The sequence below is a fragment of the Stenotrophomonas aracearum genome, assembly GCF_031834615.1.
GTDB lineage: Bacteria > Pseudomonadota > Gammaproteobacteria > Xanthomonadales > Xanthomonadaceae > Stenotrophomonas > Stenotrophomonas aracearum.
This window is the reverse complement of the sequence record NZ_CP115543.1, coordinates 2,218,632-2,238,023: the sequence shown is the minus strand read 5'-3', so window position 1 is coordinate 2,238,023 and position 19,392 is coordinate 2,218,632. Positions and strand designations below refer to the sequence as shown.

The 19,392-nt window shown below is 67.3% G+C and carries 7 protein-coding genes; 4 read left to right on the top strand and 3 right to left on the bottom strand.

Annotated elements, in window-relative coordinates; genetic code table 11:
* Positions 1-10: 10 nt before the first annotated feature.
* The 4 genes from PDM28_RS10185 to PDM28_RS10170 are packed head-to-tail and all read left to right on the top strand — an operon-like array spanning position 11 to position 16,120.
* Positions 11-433, top strand: a complete 423-nt coding sequence (locus PDM28_RS10185) for a DUF1622 domain-containing protein (RefSeq protein ID WP_311181861.1) — start codon at positions 11-13, stop codon at positions 431-433.
* Complete coding sequence (locus tag PDM28_RS10180) at positions 430-11,727, top strand: DUF7507 domain-containing protein (protein ID WP_311181860.1); 11,298 nt, start codon at positions 430-432, stop codon at positions 11,725-11,727. The genes PDM28_RS10185 and PDM28_RS10180 overlap by 4 nt, the downstream gene beginning before the upstream one ends.
* Complete coding sequence (locus PDM28_RS10175; protein WP_311181859.1) at positions 11,724-15,383, top strand: TonB-dependent receptor; 3,660 nt, start codon at positions 11,724-11,726, stop codon at positions 15,381-15,383. Before PDM28_RS10180 ends, PDM28_RS10175 begins: the two co-directional genes overlap by 4 nt.
* The gene (locus tag PDM28_RS10170) at positions 15,383-16,120 is read left to right on the top strand and encodes a prealbumin-like fold domain-containing protein (RefSeq protein ID WP_311181858.1); all 738 of its coding nucleotides are present in this window, start codon (positions 15,383-15,385) and stop codon (positions 16,118-16,120) included. Before PDM28_RS10175 ends, PDM28_RS10170 begins: the two co-directional genes overlap by 1 nt.
* 12 nt (positions 16,121-16,132) lie before the next feature.
* Here PDM28_RS10170 and PDM28_RS10165 read toward each other — a convergent pair whose 3' ends face one another.
* The 3 genes from PDM28_RS10165 to PDM28_RS10155 all read right to left on the bottom strand — a co-directional run bounded on the left by PDM28_RS10165 (position 16,133) and on the right by PDM28_RS10155 (position 19,367).
* Complete coding sequence (locus tag PDM28_RS10165) at positions 16,133-16,579, bottom strand: hypothetical protein (RefSeq protein WP_311181857.1); 447 nt, start codon at positions 16,577-16,579, stop codon at positions 16,133-16,135.
* An 11-nt stretch (positions 16,580-16,590) separates the two neighbouring features.
* Positions 16,591-16,974, bottom strand: coding sequence for a YidH family protein (locus tag PDM28_RS10160; RefSeq protein ID WP_311181856.1), 384 nt, complete (start codon positions 16,972-16,974; stop codon positions 16,591-16,593).
* Positions 16,975-17,039: 65 nt separating this feature from the next.
* Positions 17,040-19,367, bottom strand: coding sequence for an arylsulfatase (locus PDM28_RS10155; RefSeq protein ID WP_311181855.1), 2,328 nt, complete (start codon positions 19,365-19,367; stop codon positions 17,040-17,042).
* Positions 19,368-19,392: the final 25 nt, after the last annotated feature.

Here is a 19,392-nt window from a genome sequence, read left to right as displayed (position 1 = left end):
GAGCATCGTCGTGAGCGTTGCAGGCACCGCTGCGTCCCACCTTGACACCCCGCCGCTGGAAGCGTGGCTGGTCGCGCTTACCGAGCCAGTGGTTACCGTGATCGCGCTGCTTGCGCTGATCCTCATCACGCTCGCCACCATCATCGCATTCGTCAAAATGATCCTGATGATGGCGCGTGGCGGCAACAACACGCTGCGACGCGCGATCTGGCTGGAATACGGGCGCTGGCTGGTGGCCGGCCTGACCCTGCAGCTGGCTGGAGACATCATCGAATCGGCGATCTACACCACGTGGGATTCGATCGGTCAGCTGGCCGCCATCGCCGTGGTTCGCACCTTCCTCAACTATTTCCTTGAACGCGACATCCAGGAGATCCGCGAGCGCCAGCACCATGAGACGCCGGATCATGAGCCGGACGCCAGGCACGAGTGAACCGCGTCTTCGCCCTCGCTCTGGTTGGACTGCTCGCCGTCGGCGGGCAGGCAGCTGCACAGGTCACGGTGCAGAACACTGCGCAGATCCAACCGCCGGCTGGCACGGTGGACGGCAATACCGGCAACAACCAGGCCAGCGTGCAGGTGGCGGTGTATGCGGTCACGATCAGCAAGACCGGTAGCCCGGCCAGCGGCACGCCGGTAGCTGCCGGCGACACCATTGGCTTCGACCTGAACGTGGTGGTGACCGGTGCGACCACCACCGCAGCGACCGTGTTCACCGATACGCTGAGCGCCGGTTTGACCCTGGTGCCGGGCTCGTTGCCTGCGGCCTGCAGCGGCAACGGCCAGGTCATCACCTGCACCCTCCCGGCCAACACACCGGTCGGCACGGCGACGGCGTGGTCCTACCAGGCCCTGGTAGCGCCCAACGCCACCGGCACGGTGAGCAATTCGGTCACCGGCGGGCAGGGCTGCACCAGTGGCGGCAGCTGCGTCGTCACCCACGCGGTCTCGCCGGCCATCACCCTGGGTAAGTCCTGGGTCAACAGCCCCGCCGGCGATGCGGTGAGCCTGGCGATCAGCGGCGATGCGGGCGTGATCGTGCTCGGCGGCGGCAGTTCCACCAATGGCGGCACCACCACGCCGGCCACGGCGGGCGGCGCGGCCGGTGCGGCGGTGACGCTGACCGAAACCTTCAGTACCGGCGCGGCGGCGAACTACCTGATCACGGCGGCCTGCACGCGCAATGACACCAGCGCGGCGGTCCCGGTAACCGGCAGCGGCCCCTCGGTGGAACTGACCATGCCGGACGGCACCGGGATCGCATGCGCGTTCACCAATACCCGTCGGCAGGCGACCCTGACCCTGGTCAAACAGTGGGTCGATGCCCGGCCGGGCGAGACCGCCACGGTCTCCAGCGCCGGCTTCACCAACAATGCAAGCTCCGGCGCCAGCACCTCCACCGGGAACAACACCACCACCGGCGCGCCCGCGACGGTGTATGCAGGCGAAGTGGGCACGCTGTCGGAAACGCTCAGCGACTCGGCCAACTACATCAGCACCCTGGCCTGCACCGGCAACACCCAGCCATTGAGCGGCGGCACGCTGACCATCGACCCGGCCGACACCGCCATCGTCTGCACCTACACCAACACCCGGCGCAGTGCCACGCTGACCCTGGCCAAGGCCTGGGTCGACGGCCTGCCCGGTGACACCGCCACCGTTTCCAGCACCGGCTTCGAGAACGCGGCCACCAGTGGCCTGTCCACCTCGTCCGGCAACAACGTCACCACCGGCACTGAGGTGATCGTGTATGCGGGCGAAACCGGCAACATCGTCGAAACGCTGAGCAACCCGGGCAATTACGATGCCACCCTGGCCTGTACCGGCAACACGCAGCCCCTCAATGGCACCGGGCTCACCATCGACCCGGCCGACACCGCCATTGTCTGCACCCAGACCAACACGCGCCGCGCGGTCAGCCTGACCCTGCGCAAGAGCTGGGTGGACGCGGCCGTGGGCGAGGCCGTCACCGTCGAGGCCGCCGGGAGCACCACCAGCCCGATCACGCTGGCCTCTACCGCCGACAGCGCCAACGAAACCGACACCGGCGCGGCGGCACAGGTCTTTGCCGGCGAAGCAATCACCCTCAGCGAAACCTTCGCCGTTCCGGGCAATGCCGCCAACTACACCAGCGCGCTGGCCTGTACGGGCAGCTCGGGGCTGAGCGGCAACGTGCTGACCGTGGGGCAGGGCGATACCGCCATCGTCTGCACCTATACCAACACCCGCCCACAGACCACGCTGCAGTTGGTGAAGCAGTGGGCGCCGGACAGCCGTAACGGCGACGTGGCGCAGCTGGCCGCCAGCAGCGGCCTGCAGAACAACACCAGTGCCTTCAGCGCCACCGCATCGATCCCGGGCAACAGCACGACGGTGGCGGTGTACGTCGGCGAGCAGGCGATCCTGCCAGCCGAGACCATGAGCGGTGGCGCGCTGGCCAACTACGCGGTGGGCCTGGCCTGTACCGGTGGCAGCCTGAGTGGTGCGGACGGCAAGGCCAGCAATACGCTGTCGGTGCTGCCGGCGGATGCCGGCAACCCGCTGGTATGCACCTACACCAACACCCGCAACACCACCACCCTGATCCTGCAGAAGACCTGGTTGAACGGGCTGGGCAACGATACCGTGACGGTAGGCGGCACCGGCCTGGTGCCGCTGCCTTCCACCGCGTCGGGCGCGGCCAGCCAGACCGACACCGGCGCGCCGCAGACGGTGCATGCCGGTGATGTGATCGAACTGACCGAATCGTTCGGCTCGGTCACCTCCAACCTGTACACCTCCACCCTGTCCTGCACCAACACGGCGGGCCTGGTGGTAACCTCGCCAACCACCGGCACGCTTACGGTGGGACCCACCGACAACCAGCCGATCACCTGCACCTACGTCAATGACCGACGCAGCGCCGAGCTGGTCGTGCGCAAGGTGTGGCAGGGCGGGCCGCCGGCAACCGTGTCGATTCCCGCCAGTACCGGGTTCGCCAACAACACCCCTGCGTTCAACTCCACCTCGCCTGGCCCTGATCAGGTCGGCCCGGTGACCGTGTATGCGCTGGAGAACGGCGCCTTGGGGCCGGAGTCGTTCACCAGCGGCAACGCCGGCGATTACACCAGCAGCCTCACCTGCGACGGTACCGACACCGATCCCAGCAATGGCCTGCTGATTCCCATCGCCGATGTGGACACCACCATCACCTGCACCTATGCCAACACGTTCGTGCCGCGCTCGTCGATCACCGTGGACAAGAGCACCACGGTCACCAGCGTCACCACGGCGGGCCAGGTGGTGCCGTACCAGATCACGGTCACCAACGACGGCAACGTGCCGCTGACCAACGTCACCGTGGTCGACCCGCTGATTGCCGGCAACATCAGCTGCACGCCGGCCATTCCGGTAGCCAGCCTGGCGCCGGGCGCAGGCATCAGCTGCACCGGCAGCCATACGGTCACGCAGGCGGACATCGACCGCCAGGGCAGCAGTGACGGCATCGATAATGGATTGATCACCAATTCGGTCAGCGTTGCCGGCAACGACCCGGACGGTGCCGCCGTGGTCGACAACGACACCGCAGAGACCACGCTTCCCACCCCCAGCTACATCGCCGCATTCACCAAGAACGGCAGCCTGGCCGATACCAATGGCAGCGGCGCGGCGAGTGCGGGGGAAGTGATCACCTACAACTTCAGCGTCACCAATGGCGGCAACACCACCATCCAGTCGGTCACCATTTCCGATCCCATGCTGCCGGGCCTGAACTGCCCGGTGATCGGGCCGCTGGCCCCGGGTGAGACGGTGACCTTCGGCAGCTCGCCGCCTTCACAGGTAGCGTGCACCGGCAATACCTACACGGTGACCCAGGCCGACATTGACGATCGTGGCGGCGGCGACGGTGACATCGACAACACCGCTACAGGGACTGCCGTGGCACCCGGTGGCGGAAGCGCGACCGGCGATGCCACCGCGAACGTGCCGGTGGATCCCGCAGCGCCGCGGCTGGTGATCGACAAGACCGCAAGCCCGGGCCAGGTCAGCACTGCCGGGGAGGTGATCACGTACACCTTCGTGGTGAACAACCCGGGCAACGTGACCATCAACGACATCAACGTGACCGACCCGAAACCCGGCTTGAGCGCGATCACCTGCGTGCCGCCGGCCCCCTTCACGCTGGCGCCCGGCGCGAGCGCGACCTGCAGCGCCACCTACACCGTCACCCAGGACGATATCGACAACCTCAACGCCATCACCAACACCGCCACCGCCACCGGCACCGACAACGGCATCAACGTGGTCGACGACGATGGCGCCACGGTCATCATCAATCGCGGCACGGTCTCGGCGCAGCTGATCAAGATCGCCGACCGCAGTTCGGTCAATGCGGTGGGCGACCTGATCACGTATACGTTCCGGGTCAACAACCCCTCCACGGTGACGCTGGACAACCTGCAGATCACCAACGACAGCCTGCTCGGCAGCGCCCTGCAGTGCACGCCGATCCCGACGCTGGCGCCCGGTGCCACGGTCGACTTCAGCTGCACCGGCAACGTGTATACGGTGCTGCAGTCCGACATCGACAACCAGGGCAACCCGGCGTTCGACAGCGGACGCATCCGCAATGAAGTCACCGGCACCGCGCAGTACCAGATCGGCACCGATCCGGTGGTGACCGTCACCGACACCGCCATCGCCGAGGTTGCGCTGCCGCAGCGCACGCCGGCGGTGTTCCTGGACAAGGGCTCGGACGTGGGCTCGGTCAGTGGGCCGGGGCAGGCGATTTCCTACACCTTCAGCATCACCAACACCGGCAACGTCACCCTGACCGACCTGGCCATCACCGACCCGCTGCTGCCTGCGCTGGCGTGCCCGCCGATTCCCAGCCTGGCGCCGGGTGCCACCATCGTGGTGCAGGGCTGCCCGGGGATCAGCTACGTAGTGACCCAGGCCGACATCGACAGCGGCAGCAACGACGCCTCGCCCGGCAATGGCCAGATCAACAACGTTGCAGTGGTGACCGCCAACACCCCGGTGCAGAACCAGGTGGTGCGCGACGACGGCGAGCAGGAAGTGAACCTGCCGGTGCGTGGACCGCAGATGACCATCGTCAAGAGCGCCGACGTCACCAGCGTGTCGGCGCCGGGCGTGATCAACTACCGCTTCACGGTCGCCAATACCGGCAACGTCACGTTGACGGGTGTGAGCGTGAGCGACCCGGCCCTGGGTCTGAGCTGCCCGTCGGTAGACCTGATTCCGAACGCCAGCGTGGTGTTCGGCGGCGCCAGTCCGGACGTGGTGTGCACGGGCACCACCCGCACGGTGACCCAGGCCGACATCGATGCGGGTGGATCCCTGGACAACGTGGCCGTCGCCAGCGGCACCTCTGAAGTGGGGGGGCTCATCAACCGCACTGGCGCGCTGGGCATTCCCGTGGTCCGCGCGCCCGGACTGGGGCTGACCAAGACCGCCAACGTGGCGAGCGTGGCCACGCCCGGTGACGTGATCGTCTACACCATCACCGCGACAAATTCGGGGAATACCACGCTGGAGAACGTGGTGATCAGCGACCCCATGCTGCCCGCGTTGAGTTGCGCCCCGGCCAGCCCGGTGGCAACCCTGGCACCGGCCGCAACCGTAACCTGCACGGGCAGCTACACCTCCACCCAGGCGGACTTCGACAGCAACGGCGGTGGCGACCAGGCCATCGACAACACCGCCACCGCGAGCTGGACCGGAGGCACCACCGCCGCCAGCGCCGCGGTGACCCTGCCGTTGCCCAACCAGTCGCTGACCCTGCTCAAGACCGCCGGCACGCCTACCATCGCGGCGGGCCGGGACGCCACCGTCACCGACGCCGGCGACACCATCCCGTACACCTTCGTGGTGACCAATACCGGCAACCAGACCTTGTCAGCGGTGGCGGTAACGGACTCCAACATCGACGCTGCCGCCACCTGCGACCGGACCGAGATCACCGCCAGCGGGCCGACCTCGGTGGCGACCTGCACCGGCGTACACACCATCACCCAGTCGGAGATGGACAACGGCACGGTGACCAACACCGCCACCGCTGCGGGTACGCCGCCGTCCAGCTCGCGGGTCAGTTCGGCGCCCTCGCAGGCGGTGGTACCGCTGGCCGCACAGCCGGTGATCGTGCTGGACAAGACCGCCGGCGCACCCAGCGTCAGCGCCGGCGCATCGGCCACGATCACCGATGCCGGCGACACCATCAGCTATGCCTTCGTGGTGACCAACAACGGCAACGTCACCCTCAACAACATCACCGTGGCCGACCCGCTGCCCGGAACCGCGCCCATCACGTGCCCAGCGGGCCCGGTCGCACCGGGTGCAAGCATCACCTGTTCCAGCACGGTCTACACCATCACCCAGCCCGACATGGACGCGGGCCAGGTGGTCAACACCGCCACCGCGCAGGGCTTCCCGCCCACGGGTGCAGCGGTCACCGGTGACGACAGCACCACCACCCCGCTGGCGCCGGGACCGGCCCTCACGCTGGTCAAGACCGCCACGCCGCAGACGTATGCGACGGTGGGGCAGAGCATCGCCTATGCCTACGTGGTCACGAACACCGGCAACGTCACCGTCAGTGTGCTGGCGCTGACCGATGACCTGATCGCGAGCGTGGCCTGCCCGGCGACCACCCTGGCGCCGCAGGCCAGCACCACCTGCACCGGCACGTATCCGATCACCCAGGCCGACCTGGACGCCGGCAGCGTGACCAACACCGCCACAGCCACTGCCACGCCCGCGCAGGGCACGCTGGCGCCGGTGACCACGCAGGAAACCATTACCGCCGTACAGACCCGTTCGCTGGCGCTGGTCAAGAGCACCAGCACGCCGAGCTACAACGCGGTAGGTGCCACGCTGACCTACAGCTACCTGATCACCAACAACGGCAACATCACCCTGACCGATCCGGTGACGGTCAGCGACGACCGCATCAGTGCCGTGAACTGCCCCGCATTGCCGGCCGGCGGCCTGGCGCCCACGGCCAGCGTCACCTGCACCGCGACCTACACCACCACCCAGGCCGATCTGGATGCGGGCAGCGTGGTCAATGTGGCCACCGCTACTTCGGGGGCCACGGTATCGCCGAGCTCAACGGTGACCGTGAACGCCGTGCAGACCCCGGCGCTGACACTGGACAAGAGCACCACCACGACCACCTACGACAGCGTCGGCGATGTGCTGGCTTACAGCTACCTGGTGACCAACACCGGCAACATCACCCTGACCGCGCCGGTGACCGTCAGCGACGACCGCATCGTCGCCCCGGCCACGGTGAACTGCCCGGCACTGCCGCCGGGCGGGCTGGTGCCGGGCGGCGCGGTGACCTGCACCGCAAGCTACAGCGTGACCCAGGCCGACCTGGACGCCGGCAGTGTCACCAACGTGGCTACGGCCAGCTCGGGCGGCACCACCTCCGCGCAGGATTCGGTGACCGTCAACGGCACCCAGAATCCGGCGTTGAGCATGGCCAAGGTGGTGTCCAACGCACCCAACCCGGTGGTGCTGGGCAGCGTGCTGGAGTACACCGTCACCGGCACCAACAGCGGTAACACCACGCTGACCAACGTGGTGATCAGCGACGACAAGATCACCCCGGCCAGCACCACCTGCGCCTCGGTGGCACCGGGTGGCACCTGCGTGCTGGTCGGCACCTATACCGTGGTGCAGGCCGACGTTGACGCGGGGCAGGTGCTCAACATCGGCAGCGGCATCAGCGATACCACGCCGCGCACGCCGTCGCCGCCGACCATCACCCCGGTGCAGCAGCTGCGTGGGCTGTCGCTGGACAAGAGCAGCACCGCCACCACCTACGACAGCGTGGGCGACGTGCTGCCGTACAGCTACCTGGTCACCAACACCGGCACGGTGACCGTGACCGCGCCGATCACGGTGAGCGACGACCGCATCGTCGCACCGGCCACGGTGAACTGCCCGGCACTGCCGCCCGGTGGGCTGGCTCCGAATGCCTCGATCACCTGTACCGCCAGCTACACGGTCACCCAGGCCGATCTCAACAGCGGCAGCGTCACCAACACCGCGACCGCCACCGACGGCACCAGCACCTCCGCGCCCGATACGGTGACGATCGATGCCACCCAGCTGCCGGCGATCACGCTGGACAAGACCGCCAGCGTGGCCGACAGCAACGCCGACGGGATCACCGGCGACGCCGGCGACCAGATCACCTATGCGTTCGCGGTACAGAACACCGGCAACGTGAGGCTGGCCCCGGTACGCGTGAGTGATCCACTGTTGCCCACCTTGGTCTGCGAAGTACTGGTGCTGGAGCCGGGCGCCACCACCACCTGCCAGGCCACCGGTAATGCGTACGCCATTACCTTCGCCGACGAGACCGCCACGGCGGTGGTCAACACCGCCACCGCAACCGGCAAGCCGCCCGGCACGCTGCCGGATGCAACCGCTACCGACACGGTCACCACGCCGACCCAGCTGACCCCGGCCGCCACCACGGTCACCAAAACGTCGCAGCCGGCCAGCGGTACCCAGGTCGCCCCGAACGAGGTCATTGAGTACAGCGTGGCGGTCACCGTGGCCAATGCGGCGCTGCACGAAGTGGTGACCGTGACCGATCTGCTGGGCCCAGGCCTGACCTTCGTGGCTGTCACCCAGGCCGGTGACTTCACCTGCAACGCGGCCAACCCGCTGGTCTGCAGCCTGCCGGTGGGAACCGCGCCGGGAGTGCATACCCTGGTCTACACCGCACGCGTGGATGCCGACGCCACCGGTACCGTGCGCAATGCAGTGGTGCCGACCAAGCCGGCCGGCGTGGACCCGGCGCCGGTGTGCAGCAGCTGCAGCACCGAACACCCGATCGTGCCCTCACAGGCGACCGTGACCAAGAGCGCCGATCCGGTCAGCGGCAGCTTCGTCGACCGCGGGCAGGGCATCGTGTTCACCGTGACCACGGTGATTGCCGGCTCGGCCACCACCCAGCCGCTGCTGCTGCAGGATGCGCTGGGTGCGGGTTTGAACTTCGACACGGTGGTAAGCGCTGGCGCCTACACCTGCACCGGTGCATTGCAGTGCACGCTGCCGGCCGGGACCTTGCCGGGCAGCTACCCGCTGGTCTACCGCGCCACCGTGGACGCCGGCGCCAGTGGCGTGGTCACCAACACCGTGGCGGCCAGCAACCCGCCGGGCGGCGATCCCGATCCGATCTGCACCTCCTGCAGCACCGATCACACCGTGGTCCAGCCGGCGCTGGAAACCGCCAAGACGCTGGCGTCCAACAGCGATCCGGATGGCAATGGGCAGGTCAGCACCGGCGACCTGCTCACCTACACCGTGCGCGCTACCAACACCGGCAATGTGCCGCTGTCGAACGTGACCATCGACGATGCGTTGATCACGCCGAACCGTCAGGTCTGCGCCAGCGTGGCTCCGGGGGCGAGCTGCGAACTTACCGGCACCTATACGGTGACCCAGGCCGACACCGATGCGGGTACCGTGGACAACACCGCCCGCATCACCGCCGAGCCGGCGCCGGGTGGCAGCCCGCTGCCGCCTGCGGTGTGCCCGGCTGGCTCGACCGATGCACGCTGCACGCCGGTACTGAACCTGCCGATCGACCGTCGTCCCGCGCTGGCCACCACCAAGACCGCGACGCTGAGCGTGGATGCCGGCACGCCCGGAAAGGGCAACATCGACGACGTGATCACCTACGCGGTGACGGCCACCAACGTGGGCAATGTCACGCTCAACAACCTGACCATCAACGACACCCTGCAAGGCAGCTCGCCTGTGCTGCTGGACTGCACGCCGACCCTGCTGGCGCCGGGTCAGATGGCCACCTGCGCCTCCTACACCCACACCATCACCGAGGCCGAAGCCGGCGTGGACGGTGGTCAGCTCACCAACACCGTACTGGCACAAGGGCAGCCCAACGGTGCCGGGCTGTCCACCGCCACGGCGACGGCAGCAGCGGTGATCGCGGTGGAAAACAAGCCGGCCACGCTGCGCCTGACCAAGGTGGCCGGGACGCGCGAAGTGAAGCGCGGCGATCTGGTGCGTTACAGCTTGACCGTGCAGAACGTGGGCGACATCGACCTGGTCGACGGCTACCTGCTCGACACGCCGCCAGCCGGCTTCACCTACGTGGAAGGCTCGCTGCAGGGCGATGATGACGACCATTTCGTGACCGCCACCGGGCAGTCGCCGCTGCGCATCAACGATCTGGACATCGCGGCCGGGAACACCGCGCGGCTGTCCTACCTGATGCGGGTCGGCGCGGGGGTGCGCCCGGGCACCCAGGTCAACCACGCGCAGGCCTTCGCGCCGACCAACGAGATGGCGTCGAATGTGGCCACGGCCGAAGTGGTGCTGGGCAACGACCCGCTGATCGACGACAGCCTGGTGATGGGCAGCGTGTTCGACGACCGCGACGGCGATGGCTGGCAGGACAGCGCTGCGCTGGACAAGGTGCACGTGCAGGGCGGCTTCGCGCCGGGCGCGTACATCGCGGGCTCCACCACGGTCGACCGTGGCCCGGGCCCGCAGCTGCAGGCCGACGCCAGTGCGCCACTGCTGCATGGACTGGCGCTGGGCAGCATCAGCGCCCGGCAGTCGCCGGCCGACCCGGCCGCCAATCACCAGGTGATCGTGCGCCAGCGCCTGCGCGCGCCGGACTTCACCGACGACTTCGTGCTGACCAGCGCGCAGGGCGTGAGTGTGCGGCTGGACGCGCAGGGTCGTGCCCGCGTGGAACGCAGCGGTGACGCGGCCAAGGGCCTTACCGCCGCCGAACCGACGGTGGAACGCCGCGTCACGGAAGCCCAGGGTGGCTACGTGGTGGATTACGTGATCGCCAACCAGGGCATCGACGAAACCGGCATTCCGGGCGTGCGGATCGGCTCGGTCGAAGGCCTGATGGTGGAAACCGACCAGTACGGGCGCTACCACCTGGCCGGCATCGAAGGCGGCGGGCGCGCGCGGGGGCGCAACTTCGTACTCAAAGTCGATGCCGCCACGCTGCCGGAAGGCGCAACCTTCACCACCGCCAACCCGCTGCTGCGCCGGATCACCCCGGGGCTGCCGGTGCGCTTCGACTTCGGCATCACCCTGCCGGTGTCCGTGCTGGAATCGCGCGAGGCGGTGGAGCTGGCGCTGGGCGAGGTGTTCTTCGCGCCAGACAGCAGCGCCATTCCCGAGCGCTATGCCCCGGTGATCGCCACCATGGCCAACCAGGTCCGGCAGCACGGTGCGGGCGAGGTGCTGGTGGCCGCCAATGGCGCCAGCGCAGCGTTGGCCTTCGAGCGTGCCGAGGCGGTGCGCAACGCGCTGCTGGCATCGCTGGGCGATGCCGCCTCCCAGGTCACCGTGACCACGCGCAGTGACGTCGACGATCCGGACTCCCTGCTGGTGGGTGTGGACCAGGGCGGGGCGCTGCTGGGCACGGCGCTGTTCGACACCGACCAGTCGACCCTGCACCCCGACACGCTGGCCCTGCTGGACCGCGTGGCCCGCACACTGGAACAACGCGGTGGTGGCAGGATCGTGATCGTCGGCCATGCAGACGTGCGCGGGCCCGCCGACTACAACATGAAACTGGGCCTGCGCCGCGCCGCAGCGGTCACCGCGGCGCTGCGCGAACGCCTCTCCCCGGCGCTGCGCGACAGGGTGACGGTGGAAACCAGCGGCGATCCAGCGTCACCGCTGGATGCTCCGCCGGGCACGAAGGAGGGCCGATGAAACGCCATCTGCTCTATTGCGCACTGGCCGGCCTGCTGGCGGGCGCGGCACCGCCGGCCTGGACACAGACGGCGCCGGAAGTGAAGTGCGGCACCGATGCCTGCGATGAAGACGGAAAGGTACTGCTGCGCGTGCGTACGCGCGGTGCCGCCCAGCCCGTGACCGAGGGGCTGGATGCCAACGCCGGCGAGAAGGCGCTGCAGCCGGACCGTCGCGTCACCGTGTCGGCGCCGCCGCCGGGCAAGGCGGTGGCCACCGGTCGCTTCAGCATCCTGCTGCCCGGCGGCGGCGCGATCTGGGCCACGGAAGACCCCAACCTGGGGCGGCCGGAGCTGTCGGTGTCGGCACCGTCGCTGGTGGCGTTCCAGGACGGCCACATCACCAAGCCGGTGCCGTTCTATGTGCGCGGCAACTACAGCGATTTCATCGAACGGATGGAGCTGCTGGTGTACCGCTCCACCGACGTCGATCTGATCAGTCCGATCGCCACGGTGGAACTGCCGGTGTCGGCCGTGAGCCAGGCCGACTGGGCCGGCGAGCTGCCGGTGCAGGATCAGTTCCGGGTCGGGGACACGCTGGTGTACATCGTGCGCGCGCATGGCGCCAACGGCATCTACGACGAAACCCTGCCGCATACCCTGCAGCTGGTGCACCCGGTGGAAGCGGACAACCAGCTGACCCGCCTGCGCAATGCGTCCGAAACGCGACTGGGCCAAGCCCTGAGTGCCGAAGAAGGCCTGCGCCAGAGCCTGATCGACAGCGCCTTCGCCGAGAACGGACTGCGCCTGCAGAACATCCCGATCTACGGCTCGCGCATCCGCATCCGCGGCAGCAACATCGCCGAGCAGGCCAGCCTGACCATCAACGGCGACTCGTACCCGGTCGACCAGCAGCGTCGTTTCGTTGCCGAATACCTGGTGCCGGTGGGCCCGCACCGCTTCGACATCGAAGTCAGCGGCGCAGGGCAGGGTGCAGCGCCGCAGCGCCATGTGCTGGACGTGGACGTAAGCGGCAAGTACTTTTATGGCATCGGCCTGGCCGATGTGACCATCGCCCAGAACGATGTCAGCGCCGCCACAGCGCCATTGGCGGTGGACGAGCGCTATGCGGACGACGTGATCAGCGACGGCCGGCTGGCGTTCTACGCGAAGGGCAAGGTCAAGGGCAAATACCTGGTGACCGCCCAGGCCGACACCACCGAACAGGACATCAAGCACCTGTTCGACGGCTTCACCGAGGCCTGGCCGCAGGACATCTTCCGCCGCCTCGACCCGGACCTGTACTACCCGACCTACGGCGACGACTCGGCCACTTGGCGCGACGTGGACAGCATGGGCCGCTCCTACCTGCGCGTGGACTGGGACAAGAACCAGGCGCTGTGGGGCAACTATGCCACCGGCCTGACCGGTACCGAGTACGCTCAATATGTGCGCTCGCTGTATGGCGGTGCGCTGAGCTGGCGCTCGCCGACCATCACCCCGTGGGGCGGGCCGCGCAGTGAAGTGCGTGCGTTCGGCGCACAGGAGCAGACCGCGCCCGGCCACAACGAATTCATCGGCACCGGCGGCAGCCTGTATTACCTGCGCAACACCGACATCCTGCCCGGGTCGGACCAGGTCGTGCTGGAAGTGCGCGATCCCACCACCGGGCGGGTGGAAGTGCGCACCCCCCTGGTGCGCGGCACCGACTACGAGATCGACGAACTGCAGGGCCGTCTGTTGCTGACCCGGCCGCTGGCGCAGATCACCCGTGAGAATGTGCGCACGCTGACCCGCGATGCGCCGCTGGACGGGTACGAGCAGCGCCTGCTGGTGGACTACGAATGGCTGCCCAGTGGCTTCGACGATGGCCAGCTCACCGCCGGCTTCCGGGGCCGGCAATGGCTGGGTGACCATGTCGGCGTGGGCGCCACCTACGTGGACGAGAACCGTGACGGCGAGGATTACACGCTGGCCGCCGGCGACCTCACCCTGCAGGCCGGCAAGGGCACCTACCTGAAGGCCGAGTACTCGCACACCGAATCGTTCGCGGTGCCGTCGTTCTTCTCCGACAACGGCGGCTTCAGCTTCAGTCAGCGCAACCCCACCGACATTCGCCGCGAAGGCGACGCGGTAGCCGTAGAGGCGCGCGCCAACCTGAAGGAGCTGGGCTGGACCACTCTGGACTGGAGCGCCGGCAGCTGGTGGCGGCAGACCGACGCCGGTTTCTCCATTGCCCGTCACGACACCGGCCTGCCGGTCACCGAGTACGGTGCCGAAGTGCTGGGCCGGATCAATCGCGAGCTGCAGCTGTATGCGCGCTACAGCAAGGCGCGCAGCGGCGAAGAACAGCTGACCCAGGCGCAGGCCACGGTGGAATGGCGGCCGGATGACTGGAACACGCTGGAGGCGGAGCTGCGCCGGGTAGAGGAGGGCAGCCGCACCGATCCGGCGGCCGGGCTGCTGGGGGCAGTGAAGTACACCCATCGCTTTGGCACCGCGCTGGATGTTTACGGGCAGGCGCAGGTCACCCTGGATGACGACGGCGGCCGCTACGAAGACAACAACGCCGTGGGCGTAGGCGCCAACTACCTGATCGCCGACCGCGCCAGCATTGGTGCCGAGGCAAGCACCGGCGACCGCGGCGACGCCGCCACCGTCGACGCCGAGTACCGCATGGGCACGGACTACTCCCTGTACGGCGCTTACACCTGGTCCACCGACACCACCGCCTACGACTCTCCGTTCGACAACGACCGGCTCAACGGTTGGACCCTGGGCCAGCGCTGGCGCATTTCCAACCAGGTGAACCTGTTCAACGAAAGCCAGTTCCTGAAGGAAGACACCCAGTCCGGGCTGGCGCACACGGTGGGCATGGACTTCTATCCGGCCACCGGCTGGAACCTGGGCTTCACCCTGCAGAGTGGCGAGCTGGAAACCGTGGGCGGGGGCGTGGTCGACCGCCGCGCGATCAGCGTCAGCGGTGGTCGTACCTCGTCCGATACCGACTGGCGCAGCAAGGTCGAATGGCGCCGCGACACCGGTGCCGAGCAGCGCGAACAATGGGTCACCACCAACCGGCTGACCCACAAGATCAACGAGAGCTGGCGCATCGCAGGGCGCTTCAACTACTCAAAGACCACCGACCAGCTCAACGCGCTGGCCGGCGCCCGGTTCTGGGAAGGCAACGTCGGCTTCGCCTACCGCCCGTGGAACAGCCAGCGCTGGGCGCTGTTCGGGCGGTACACCCAGTTGTACGACCTCGCCAGCCCCGGCCAGGTGGACAATACCGACCAGGACCAGAAGACCCAAATCCTGTCCTTCGAAGGCGTGTACAAGCAGGACACTCACTGGGAATACGGGGTCAAGCTGGCGCGGCGCGAAGGCGAGGTTCGGTTGGGGCGGGGCAGTGGGCCGTGGTTCGACTCGGCGACGACATTCGGCGCACTGCAGGTGCGCTATGAGCTGCTGCAGAAGTGGCACGCGCTGGGCGAATACCGCTGGCTGGACGTCAAGGACGGTGGCACCCAGTCCGGCTACCTGGTCGGGCTGGACCGCGACATCGGCACCAACTTCCGGCTCGGCGTAGGCTACAACTTCACCGAGTTCAGCGACGACCTGACCAACTTCGACTACGACCACAAGGGCTGGTTCCTCAACATGGTGGGAACGTACTGATGGCAACCCTGCGACTTCATCGCGCTGCTGCCCGCTGCGGCATCCCGCTTGCCGCGATGCTGGGGCTGGCCGTTGCTGGCCAGGCGGCCGCACAGACCGTGCAACTGGCCGCAAGTACCGACGTGGGTAGCGGCACCTTCGTCTACTCCTCGAGCAACCTGACCCCCGCGACGGACAGCATCACCACCACCGGCGGCGGCGCGGTGACCACCTCGCCACTCATCGCCAACGTGGGCACTGCAGCCCAGCCGGTGGTCATCACCCAGCAGAACGATCCGGACGCGCTTTACGCCCCGACCTCGGCCAGCTGCGTGGATACCAATGGCGGTCCGGGGGGGATCGGCTCCCTGTCAGGCAACACGCTCACCATCGCCGCCACCGACCTTGCGGGCGAGCCCGACCTGCTGTGCACCTTCGTCAATGTGCAGCAGACGGTCGACCTCGCCATCAGCAAATCGGCCAGTCCCGCCACGGCAGTGGCCAGCGGCGGCACGGTCACCTACACACTGGTGGCGAGCAACGTCGGTACGGCAACCGTCAGCAACGCCGTGGTGAACGATACCCCGGGTGCCGGGCTCAGCTGCACCACGCCGGCCACCTGTACCGCAAACGGCGGAACCTGCCCAACCGGACTGCCGTCCGGCGATGCGTTCACCGGGGTCACCATTCCCAGCCTGCCGGGCAACAGCAGCGTCACCTTCACCCTGCAATGCACGGTGACCGCGACCGGGCAGTAGCTGCAGCGCCGCTTACTCGCGGCGCAGTTTGATGTCCACGTCGCGGGCGGTATTGCCCAGCAGCTCCAACCCGAAGTCCCCGGTGCCGTGCCTGGCCTTCACCAGCACGTCCTCGCCGTCATCGGTCTCCACATGGAAGCCTTTACCCAACCGCACCTTCAGCGCGTCGCGCGTGGCGGCGGCAATGTGGTTCTCCGACTGGCCATCGACCACCGGCACGTCGACCTGCATGGGTTCACCGTCGCGCGGCCAGATCCGGAAGCTGACGGTGCCATCGGACTTGGCCCGTTCGTCAAACTCGATCCGCCATTTGTTGGACGCGCGTGGGCGCTCGGTTGCGGCTGCGGGCGCAGCTACCCCACCTGGCGGAGGCGTCTTGGCCCACACCAGCGGCGCAGCGACCAGGATGGCGGTGGCCAACAGCAGCGACAGTGCAACCCGATACGGGTGTAGTTTCATGGTCAGACTCCTCAACTGGTGAACAGCCAGAGTGCGGTGAGCCCACCGAGCAGCAGCAGGCCGATGGTGAACCCTGTGGTGGCCCGATGCCGCGAATCGATCTTTCCGCGTTCGATGTCACGGGTAACCAGGCTGTACCGGATCAGAGACCAGACCAGCAGCGCCAGTCCCAGCACCACCATGCCGAAACCCGCGTTGCTCGCATCGTGCAGCAGCAGGCGGCCACCTTCGGGCGCTTCGTCGTTCTGGATCAGGTAGGTGCTGAAGCGGTTGATGGTGATGCCGAAACCAATCAGCGAAACCGTCGTGCGCAGGTAGGCCAGGTGGGTACGTTCATTGGCAAGATGGGTGCGACCCCTGGCCAGGTCGTTGGACAGGTTGGGCGAATCGCTCATGCGTGCTCCGTCGTGGGGGCGGCGCGCAGCAGCAGTGCGCGCCGCCAGGTTAACGGTGGGTCCGCTCAGTCGACCGCAAACGCCGCCGCCGCCAGCTTCTCCAGGTCCAGGTACTGCTTCTTCTCGACCGTGACGCCCACGGCGAGGATCTCACCCCCCTTGAACGTGCCAGGCGTGGTGTATTCCTCGCTGACCGCGTCACCGCTGTCGCGCCCGATGCACAGCCCGTCACCGGACAGTGTGAACTTGCCGAGCTGGGTCTTCAGGTCGCTCTCGGCTTCCACCGCGTCGTTGACGTACAGCCTGGCCTTGCCCAGTGACTCGCCATGCTCGCCGGCCCCGGTCCGCTCGAACTCCATGCCGAGGGTGTACTTGCCGGGCTTGAGCTCGGATGTGGACACCAGCTTCTGCTCGGGCTTGATGCCCAGGAAATTGTAGACGTAGTACAACTTCCTGTTCTTGATGAACAGGCTGTGCCCTCCGAAGCGCGAGCCATGCGCGAAGATCACGCCGGCGCAGTCCGCATCCTGGATGTCCACTTCGGCCAGGATCTTGTACGAGCGACCGCGCACGTTCACCGCCACGCCCTCCGGCACCGGCGAGGTTCCGGGGTAGTAGATGTAGCGCTCGCGCGGCGCTTCGGTGCTCGGCCGCTCGGTGCCCAGCACTTCGGCCGCGGTGCGGTCGTCCAACGGAAGCACGTTGTTGGCTTCGGCCTCGGCGAACCAGGCGTCGATCAGCGCCTTCAGCTTCTCCGGGTGTTCCTTGGCCAGGTCCTTCGACTCGGAACGGTCTTCGTCCACGTTGTACAGCTCCCAGCGATCATCCTCGAAATGCCCCTTGCTGGTGAGCGGAGCGTGCGTGGTGGCGGCCTTCCAACCGTTCTCCCAGATCCCGCGGGTACCCAGCATCGCGTAATACTGGCGCTTCTTCTGCGTGGGACCATCGGCCTCGAACGAGTACTTCATCGAAACGCCGGACAGCGGATGCTGCTTCGCACCCCGGTTGACCTCGGGCATCTGGATGCCGATCGACTCGAGGATGGTCGGCACGATGTCCACCGCGTGGTGGTACTGGTTGCGCACCTCGCCCTTGGCCTTGATGCCCTTGGGCCAATGGATGATCATCGGGCAGCAGGTGCCGCCGGCGTACTCCGAGTAGCGCTTGAACATCTTGTACGGCGCCGAGAATGCCGCCGCCCAGCCGGTGGGGTAGTGGTTGTAGGTTTCCGGGCCGCCCAGCACGTCGATGTACTTGAGGTTCTCCTCGAGCGAATCGGGGTAGTTGTTGAAGAACTTGTTCTCGTTGACCGACCCGGTCGGGCTGCCTTCGCCCGAGGCGCCGTTATCGGAGCAGTAGAACACGATGGTGTTGTCGAGCTGGCCGCTCTTTTCCAGGTAGTCGATGATCCGGCCCACCTGCGCGTCGGTGTATTCGGAGAAGCCCGCATACACTTCCGCCATCTTTGCGAACAGACGCTTTTCGTCCGCGCTCAACGAATCCCACGGTTTCACGTAATCGCCAGGGTTGGCCTGGTCCTCCGGCATCGGGTTGAAGTCCGGCACGGCGGTGCCTTCCGGCAGCAGGCCCTTCTCGATCATGCGCGGCACCACCCACTTGCGGTAGGCGTCGTAGCCCTCATCGAACTTGCCCTTGTACTTTTCGATGTATTCCTTGGGCGCGTGGTGCGGCGCGTGGTTGGCGCCCGGGCAGAACCACAGGAACCATGGCTTGGAAGGATTCGATGCCTTCTGGTCGCGGATCATCTGCAGCGCCTGGTCGGTCAGGTCGCGTGAGAGGTGGTAGCCGTCTTCGGGACCGTACGGCTGGTCGATGAACACGTTGTCCTGGGTGAGGTCCGGATACCACTGGTTGGTTTCGCCGCCCAGGAATCCGTAATAGCGATCAAAACCCTTCTGCAGCGGCCATTCGGACTTCGGCCCGCCGGCACTGATGTCCTGCTCCGGCACGTTGTGGTCCTTGCCGATCCAGAACGTGCTGTAGCCGTTGTCCTGCAACACCTGTCCCACCGACATGCAGTCCTCCGGCACGCGCCCGGACCACCCCGGGAACCCGTTGGCCGCCTCGGTAATGGCAGACATGCCGTTGAGATGGTGGTTGCGCCCTGTAAGGAAGCACGAGCGGGTCGGCGAGCACAGCGCGGTGGTATGCCACTGGGTGTAGGTCAGCCCGTTCTCGGCCAGCTTCTGCAGCGTCGGCATGTTGATCGCGCCGCCGTAGGGCTCCCAGGCAGCCTGACCCGTATCGTCGTACAGGATGATCAGCACGTTGGGTGCGCCCTCCGGCGCCTTGGGCGGCAGGAACGGCGCCCAATCGGCTTTGGAATCCCGGATGTCTAGCTTGATCACGCCGTTGAACGTCTTGCGGGTCATGGCAGTGTGTCCTGGGTCGACTGAC